The sequence below is a fragment of the Ferrovibrio sp. genome (assembly GCF_017994015.1).
Taxonomy (GTDB): domain Bacteria; phylum Pseudomonadota; class Alphaproteobacteria; order Ferrovibrionales; family Ferrovibrionaceae; genus Ferrovibrio.
In genome coordinates this window covers 85333-92877 of the sequence record NZ_JAGOLP010000012.1, presented here as the reverse complement: position 1 = coordinate 92877, position 7545 = coordinate 85333, and the positions used below count along the sequence as shown (strand labels likewise).

10 protein-coding genes are annotated in these 7545 nt (G+C 61.9%); 7 read left to right on the top strand and 3 right to left on the bottom strand.

Features of this window, described 5'->3' with window-relative positions:
• Positions 1–251 precede the first annotated feature (251 nt).
• The 4 genes from yajC (at position 252) to KBB36_RS09000 (ending at position 3653) form a co-directional block, all read left to right on the top strand.
• Positions 252–590 (top strand): preprotein translocase subunit YajC, encoded by a 339-nt coding sequence (yajC, locus tag KBB36_RS09015; RefSeq protein WP_290979021.1) that lies wholly within the window; start codon positions 252–254, stop codon positions 588–590.
• Between the two features lie 68 nt (positions 591–658).
• Positions 659–2284 carry a protein translocase subunit SecD gene (secD, locus tag KBB36_RS09010; RefSeq protein ID WP_290979019.1) on the top strand — a complete coding sequence of 542 codons (1626 nt, stop codon included), beginning with the start codon at positions 659–661 and terminating at the stop codon, positions 2282–2284.
• A gap of 10 nt (positions 2285–2294) precedes the next feature.
• Complete coding sequence (secF, locus tag KBB36_RS09005; RefSeq protein WP_290979017.1) at positions 2295–3254, top strand: protein translocase subunit SecF; 960 nt, start codon at positions 2295–2297, stop codon at positions 3252–3254.
• An 18-nt stretch (positions 3255–3272) separates the two neighbouring features.
• A complete protein-coding gene (locus KBB36_RS09000; protein WP_290979014.1) occupies positions 3273–3653 on the top strand; it encodes an Mth938-like domain-containing protein in 381 nt (126 codons plus the stop codon).
• 52 nt (positions 3654–3705) lie between these two features.
• Here the strand turns inward: KBB36_RS09000 and KBB36_RS08995 are convergent, their stop codons facing one another.
• Positions 3706–4278 carry a urate hydroxylase PuuD gene (locus KBB36_RS08995; protein WP_290979011.1) on the bottom strand — a complete coding sequence of 191 codons (573 nt, stop codon included), beginning with the start codon at positions 4276–4278 and terminating at the stop codon, positions 3706–3708.
• Between the two features lie 118 nt (positions 4279–4396).
• Here KBB36_RS08995 and KBB36_RS08990 point away from each other — a divergent pair, with 118 nt between their 5' ends.
• The 3 genes from KBB36_RS08990 to KBB36_RS08980 are packed head-to-tail and all read left to right on the top strand — an operon-like array spanning position 4397 to position 6147.
• Complete coding sequence (locus KBB36_RS08990) at positions 4397–5236, top strand: squalene/phytoene synthase family protein (protein ID WP_290979008.1); 840 nt, start codon at positions 4397–4399, stop codon at positions 5234–5236.
• Between the two features lie 47 nt (positions 5237–5283).
• A complete protein-coding gene (locus KBB36_RS08985) occupies positions 5284–5625 on the top strand; it encodes a DUF1778 domain-containing protein (protein WP_290979005.1) in 342 nt (113 codons plus the stop codon).
• Positions 5626–5628: 3 nt separating this feature from the next.
• The gene (locus KBB36_RS08980; RefSeq protein ID WP_290979002.1) at positions 5629–6147 is read left to right on the top strand and encodes a GNAT family N-acetyltransferase; all 519 of its coding nucleotides are present in this window, start codon (positions 5629–5631) and stop codon (positions 6145–6147) included.
• On the opposite strand, the gene KBB36_RS08975 is transcribed toward KBB36_RS08980, so the two are convergent.
• Positions 6144–6968: a DUF2145 domain-containing protein gene (locus KBB36_RS08975; RefSeq protein ID WP_290978999.1), complete on the bottom strand. Its 825-nt coding sequence runs from the start codon at positions 6966–6968 to the stop codon at positions 6144–6146. The genes KBB36_RS08980 and KBB36_RS08975 overlap by 4 nt on opposite strands.
• Before the next feature lie 5 nt (positions 6969–6973).
• Positions 6974–7429, bottom strand: coding sequence for a hypothetical protein (locus KBB36_RS08970; RefSeq protein ID WP_290978996.1), 456 nt, complete (start codon positions 7427–7429; stop codon positions 6974–6976).
• Positions 7430–7545: the final 116 nt, after the last annotated feature.

The following is a 7545-nucleotide window of genomic DNA, read 5'->3' as shown; positions in this document are numbered from 1 at the left end:
CTGGAGCGCATTAAATACGTGCTGCGCTTCCGCTGACATCGCCCTTGTAATCCGGCCAGCCTTCGCCATATCGAAAAAGCCAAACCGGGCAGGGGGTTGGCGCTGATTCACGGGGGCTGGAAGGGCGGGGGCTGAAATACCGCCAATCCTTGCATTCGAGGCCGGCGCGGCTATAGTCCCGCTCTCGCGCCGCCATCGCAGTCCTTTTGGGCTGCCGAGGGGCGGCTTTGCTGAATCTTGAGGAGCTACTCATGCTTATTTCCGAAGCCTACGCGCAGGCCGCGGGCGGTGGTATCGCCGAAATGGCGACCCAGTTCCTGCCGATAGTGCTGATTTTTGTGGTTTTCTACTTCCTGCTGATCCGGCCGCAGCAGAAGCGCGCCAAGGAACACAAGGCGATGATCGAGGCGGTGCGCCGCGGCGACGTGGTCACCACCTCCGGCGGTATCGTCGGCAAGGTTGCCAAGGTGCAGGAAGACGGCCTGGTGCAGCTTGAAATCGCCGAGGGCGTCAAGATCAAGGTGGTGAAGGCCACCATCGCCGAAGTGCGCGCCAAGGGCGCCGGCGACGACGAGTCCGACTCCAAGTAATCAAGACGATTTTGATGGACCTGCGGGCCGGGCAATGCCCGGCCTTTGCAGGCTGAAGGCAGGCAGCGATGCTCTATTTCTCCGCATGGAAAAGGTGGTCGATCATCCTGGTCTGCCTGGCCGGGTTGCTGCTCAGCCTGCCCAACCTGTTCAGCCGCGAACAGCTTGATAAATTTGTGCCCTCATGGCTGCCGACGCATCAGGTCAATCTGGGCCTTGATCTGCGCGGCGGCGCCCATCTGCTGCTGGAAGTGGATACCGGCGTGGTGCTGCGCGAGCGGCTGGAGGCATTGGTGGATGGTGCGCGCGCTGAATTGCGCGGCGCCAATATGCGTTACACCGGCATTGCCGCCACCGGCAACAACACGGTGACGGTGCGCCTGCCCGATGCCAGCACCGCCCAGCGGGTACGCGAATTGCTGCAAAAGCTGGCCCAGCCGGTGCAGTCCAGCCTGATCGGTTTTGGCGGCGGTCAGATGGACCTGACCGTGGAAATCGCGCCGGAAGGTAATGCAGTGCGCCTGGTGCTTTCCGAAGCCGCCATGCTGGAACGTGCCCGTGCCGCCGTGACCCAATCGATGGAGATCGTGCGCCGCCGTATCGACCAGACCGGCGTGAATGAACCCACCATCCAGATCCAAGGCCGCGACCGCATCCTGGTGCAATTGCCCGGTGTGGATGATCCTGAGCGTATCAAGCGCCTGCTCGGCACCACGGCCAAGTTGACCTTCCATCTGCTCGACATGACCGCCGACAGTAATGCCACCGTGGCACCGGCCGGCTCGATGATCCTGGAATCCGACCGCGACCGCGACGGCACCGGCCGCCCGGTACGCTATGTGGTCAAGCGCAAGGTTGAAGTGGCGGGTGACCAGTTGGTGGATGCCCAGGCCGGCACCGATCCGCGCGGCGGCCAGCCGATTGTCAATTTCCGCTTCAGCACTGCCGGCGCCAAGCGCTTTGCCGAAATCACCCAGGCCAATGTCGGCATGCCGTTTGCCATTGTGCTGGATAACAAGGTGCTGACCGCGCCGCGTATCAATGAACCCATCCTGGGCGGTTCGGGCCAGATCAGCGGCAATTTCACCTTTGCTTCCGCCAGCGATCTCGCGGTTCTGCTGCGCGCCGGTGCGTTGCCGGCACCGCTCAAAGTGGTGGAGGAGCGCACAGTCGGCCCCGATCTCGGCGCCGATTCGATCCGCGCCGGCCTGATCTCGATTGCCGTGGCTGCCTTGCTGGTGGTGGTCTACATGGTGCTGGCCTACGGCCTGTTCGGCCTGTTTGCCGATGTGGCACTGATCGCCAATCTGCTGCTGACGCTGGCTGCCATGTCGCTGCTGCAAGCCACGCTGACTTTGCCCGGCATTGCCGGCCTGCTGCTCACGCTGGGCATGTCCGTGGATGCCAATGTGCTGATCAACGAGCGCATCCGCGAGGAAACCAAGCTCGGCAAATCGCCGCTGGCGGCGATGGAAGCCGGCTTCAAACGTGCCTTCAGCACAATTGTTGACGCCAACCTGACCACTTTGCTCAAGATGCTGATCCTTTATGGCCTCGGCTCCGGCTCGGTGAAGGGTTTTGCCGTCACCATCTCGCTCGGCATCATTACCTCGATGTTCACCGCCACCGTGGTGGTGCGTCTGATGATGGTGACCTGGCTGCGCCGCAGCCGCGCAACGATTCTGCCGGTGTAAGGAGGCCGTCATGTACAAGCTTCGCCTCATTCCCGACAACACCAACTACCCATTCATGAAGGGCCGCATCATCGGCCTGGCATTGTCGGCCTTCCTCAGTTTGGTCTCGGTGATCCTGTTTTTTCATCCTGGCATGAATTACGGCATCGATTTCAAGGGCGGCCTGGTGATTGAAGCCCGTTTGCCGCAGGCAGCGGATTTCCCGGCTCTGCGCGACAGCCTGCACAAGCTTGAGCTTGGCCAGGTGGCGTTGCAGGAATTCGGCTCGCCGCAGGATGTGCTGATCCGTCTCGGCCGCCAGGAAGGCGACGATGCGGCGGCCCAGCGTGCCGCAGACAAGGTACGCGGTGCATTGAACCAAGCCTATCCCGGCGCCGAAATCCGCCGTGTTGAAGCGGTGGGCGCTTCCGTGTCGGATGAATTGTTCAAGGATGGCATGATCGCCATGGGCCTCGCCCTGGTTGCCATGCTGGCCTATATCTGGTTCCGCTTTGAATGGCAGTTCGGCGTTGGCGCCGTGGTCACGCTGGTGCTCGATGTCACCAAGACCATCGGCTTCTATGTTGTCACCGATATCCAGTTCAATCTGGTGGCGGTGGCGGCAATCCTCACCATCATGGGCTTTTCGATCAACGACAAGGTGGTGGTGTATGATCGCGTGCGCGAGAATCTGCGCAAATACAAAGTGCTGCCGCTACGCGAATTGATCGACAAAAGCATCAACGAAACCCTCAACCGTACCATCAACACCTCGGTGACAATCTTCCTGTCCACCATCCCGCTGGCTTTGTTTGGCGGCGAATCGGTGCAGGGTTTTGCCATCGTGCTGCTGTTCGGCATTGTGCTGGCCACCTCGTCGTCGATCTTTATCGCCGCGCCGATCCTGCTTTTCCTGGGCGAGAACAAGCTGCGCCGTGGCACCGAGGAAGCGCCGAGCGCGCCGCCGACCGCAAAGCCCAAGGCGCCCTGAGCCAAAAGGCGCAACGCCGTGGTGGATTTCAAGCGCCTGGACGCCCCCGACCGGCAGACCATCGCCGCCTATGGCGATGGTGGCTTTCGCATCAATGGCCAGCATTGGCAGCAGCCGGTGCTGGTGCAGCCGCGCCTGACCCTGGCCTGGACTGTGCCGGACCTTGCCGGCATCAGCCTGGAAAGCTTGGCGCCCCTGTTGCAGGGCGAGCCGCGCCCAGAATTGCTGCTGATCGGCTGTGGCATTGAGATCGCGCCTTTGCCGCGTGATTTGCGCGCCGCGCTCAAGCAGCATGGCATTGTGCTGGAGCCGATGGGCACCGGCGCCGCCTGCCGCACCTACAATCTGCTGGTGATGGAAGGCCGCGCCGTCGCGGCGGCGCTGATCCCGGTTACATAAAAAAAGCCGCCGGGTGTGCCCCGGCGGCTTTCATTCAGCTTATCGCCTGCCGTCAGCCAACATTCTGCTGCGCCACCATGCAATACAGCATCGGCAGCGACAGCACGAAGTTGGTGCGCGAGCCGAGCATCGCAACGCGGGCAGCGGCAGCCTTGCTGGCGTCGTCAGTCGGCACAATGCCCAGCGCCTTCTTCTGGTTCGGCCAGATGATGAACCAGACATTCGCCGCCATGAACAGGCCGAGCCACATGCCGATGCCGATGGTGCGGCTGCCTTCCTTGAGCATGAAGGCATTGTGGCCGTAGCCGTTCAGCACCGAAAGCACCAGGCCGGTGACAACGGTGGCCACAGCCGCCCAGCGGAACCAGAACAGCGCCTCAGGGGCGATGAACTTGCCCACTGCCGGTTTCAGCTCGGCGGGGATTTTCGGCATGGTGGGAATTTGTACAAAGTTGAAATACCACAGCAGGCCGATCCACAGGATGCCGGACAGCACATGCAGCCAACGCACAAAAAAGGCGATAAAGACCTGATCAACACTCCGATGCAACAGCAGGAAAACAACAACCGTCAGCACAATGCCGGCGCCCAGCGCGCGGTAGAGATTTTCGAGAATCTTGGCCATCGACGGCTCCTTGTTATCTTTTGGGGGCGGTGAGTCGCCTTTGCAAAAGCTAGCACACAATCTGACGATGCAGAATGGGGTAGCGGCGAACCGGCTTCCGCCGCATAGTCTTGCTGCCATGCCCCAGGATTCGCTTGAATATTGCAACAACGAAAGCCGCCGCCACGATCCGGATCGCTGGCTGGCCGCGCTCTTTGCCCCTGATGCCGCCCGGCCCGGCCTGCTGGCGCTGTATGCCTTCAATCTGGAAATCGCCCGCACCGCCGAACAGGTCAGCGAGCCGATGCTGGGGCATATCCGGCTGCAATGGTGGCGTGAAACCTGGGACGGCATCCGCGCCGGCACACCGCGCCAGCATCCGGTGGCCGCTGCCTTGGCCGCAGCCAATGCGGCGCAGTGGAATGCCGCCGATGTGGCGGCGCTGATTGATGCCCGCGAGGCCGATCTGGAATCTGCGCCGCCGGCCAATCTGGCTGCTTTGCTGGATTATGCCGGCGCCACCACAGCGCCTTTGCTGCGGCTGGCCAGCCAGGCGCTGGGGCTGACGCCCGATCCGGTGCTGGATGAAACGCTGCGGCTGGCCGGCCAGGCCTATGGCCTGATCGGTATTCTGCGCGCCGTGCCATTCCATGCGGCGCAAGGCCGCGTATTGCTGCCGGCCGACATGCTGGGCGGCGAGGGGCTGGCCTGGGAAGCCGTGATCCGGCAGCAGCTCGACCCGCGCAGTTTCACGGTGATGCGCCAGATTGGCCTGGAAGCCCGCCGCCTGCTGGTGATGGCGCGCCGCCGCCCGGTGCCGCGCCAGACTTTGCCGGCTCTGCTGCCGCTCACCTTGGCCGCGCTGCATCTGCGGCGCCTGGAACGCGCCGGCTTCAATCCCGCCGCACAGGGGCTGGAAATCGCCCAGCCGCGCAAGCAACTGGCCTTGCTATGGGCCGCCTGGCGCGGGCGGTTCTGAGGTCATGTTGTATTGACATTGTGGATACGATGACAATATCCTGAGTCATGGCAAAAGTTCGCACTTCCTCAGCAGAAAGCCCTGTTCGTGCGGCAGTGGTCGCGGCTGAACGGTCGTTGGCTGCCGATACGAAGGGCAGTATAAACCTGCGGATTGAGAGCGGCACCCGGCAACTCATCGATGACGCAGCAGCTATCCTCGGCAAAACCCGCACGGAATTCATGGTTGACAGCGCCCGCAGGCAAGCCATAGACGTGCTGCTGGATCAACGGCTGTTTGTGCTGGATTCTGATCGGTATGATGCGTTTATGCACGCTCTCGATAATCCGCCTGCGCCGGGACCAAAATTGCGCGCCCTGCTGCGCCGGGTTCCGGCATGGCAGAAATAACACATGCGCCAGAATGTTCCTGAGCCTGATCTTTCTGCTCCAGTAGCGCTAACTTCAGACCATGACCTGTCCAGCTTCGATTGCGGTGTGCCGGCACTGAATGATTGGTTGCGCCATCGGGCCTTGAAGAATGAAAGCCGCTTCTCGCGGACTTATGTCATTTGCAAGAGCCGCGTGGTTGTCGCCTATTTCTGCATCTCGGCCGGAGCTGTGGAGCGCCTTGCGGCACCCGGCAAAATCCGGCGCAACGCACCAGATACGATTCCTATCTCTGTGATCGGGCGTCTGGCAGTGGATCGCAATCATGCGGGCAAGGGGCTCGGCGCAGACATTCTCGCGGATGCGCTGCGCCGGATTGCCATTGCCTCTCAAAGCATAGGTATCGGCGCCGTGCTGGTTCAAGCCAAGGATGAAGCAGCAAAACGCTTCTACCTCCGCTGCGCCGAGTTCATCGAATACCCCGAAGACAGCCGATCATTATTTCTGCCCATTGAGACAGTAATCGCCGCTTTCAGGCTCTAATAATCGCGTGGCGGCTGCGGCGGGCGGTCCAGCGTGATAACGGCCCTGTCGATCAGGGCGCGGGTATGCTCCAGATAGCGCGCCACCGAGCGCACGCTGGCGACTTCATAGCGCCGGTTGCTGGCTTCCTCGGCACTATGATCATCAAAGCGCACATTGGCGCGGGCAATGCCGGCACCAAACCGGCGGAAATCGCTGATCCGGATGGTGTCGGCGCGATAGCCCTGCTGAACAAAATACCGCTGCGCCTGCTCGCGGCTGGTAAGGCTGCCATCCGGCGCCTGGGCCACGGCAATCAATTCCAGCAGCCATTGATTGGAATTTTGGTATTTGGTGGCCGTGGGCCGCGCAATCATGCTGTAGGCCGGATTGTGCCATGCTGTTGCCGCCGCGCCAGCAAACAGGCTGGCCAGCCGGGCTTGCAGAGCCGGGGTGGGGATCAGCACTACGCCTTCATAGACCAGCGGATCATCCAGATAGAAGTTCACCAGGCCTTCGTCATAGATCGCCGAATTGCCGGTGCCGCAGTCATTCAGCAGGTGCACGAATAGCCACGGCCCGGCCGGATGATCACGCAACAAGGCGCCGAGATGGCTGTAGCGCAGGCCATGTTCGGAAAGATCGGTGCCAACCCGCGCCACCAAAACCAGACTGGCGCCGCTTTGCTCAACATAGGCCCGGGTGCGCGCCGCCATGGTGAAGGCGTTGCGAATCTGGGTCAGTTCCAGGGCTTTTTCGCTACAGCCGGCACCGGCTTGCGCCGGCGCGACCTGCACGGCCCAGAGCAAGCCGAGCAGGAAGGCAAATTTGAGCAATCGCATGGCGATCAGCGCTTGTTCTGCAACACCATGCTGCGGCCAAGTTCATTTGGAATAAAGGCGATCAGCTTGCCGGCATGCAGCAAAGCATAGCCGGCGCTTTCGCTCACCACGTCAACGGCTGCGCCGACAACCAATGAGGCGGCGCCGCCGGCATCCTTGGCGATGCGAACACTCACTTTGCCGGCTTCGCTGGCCGCCGCGCCGGCGGTCTTCAGCACCAGCACCATGCCTTCGGCGGTGGTTTCGATGGCTTCCACGGTCAATTTCCCCGAAGCCGCAACACTTTCAATACTGCCGGCCACCACCGATCCAGCGCCGAGCGCGGATAACGCCGAGGCATTGGAGGCAGCGCGCGAGCCTTGGGTGCCGCTTTGCGCCAGGCTTGGCCCCGCTGGCAGCAACACGGCAGCAAAGGCGAGTGCGAGGCCAAGGCCCAGCATGGTGAAGCTGCGTGAACGCATTTTTGTCTCCCTGTATCCGGCATCGTGCTGCACATCCTACCGCCACCCGCCAGTAGCATTCTGGGGTGGCATTTTGGTGCAGTTTGATCCGTCACAGGCGAGAAGTTGGGGATGAA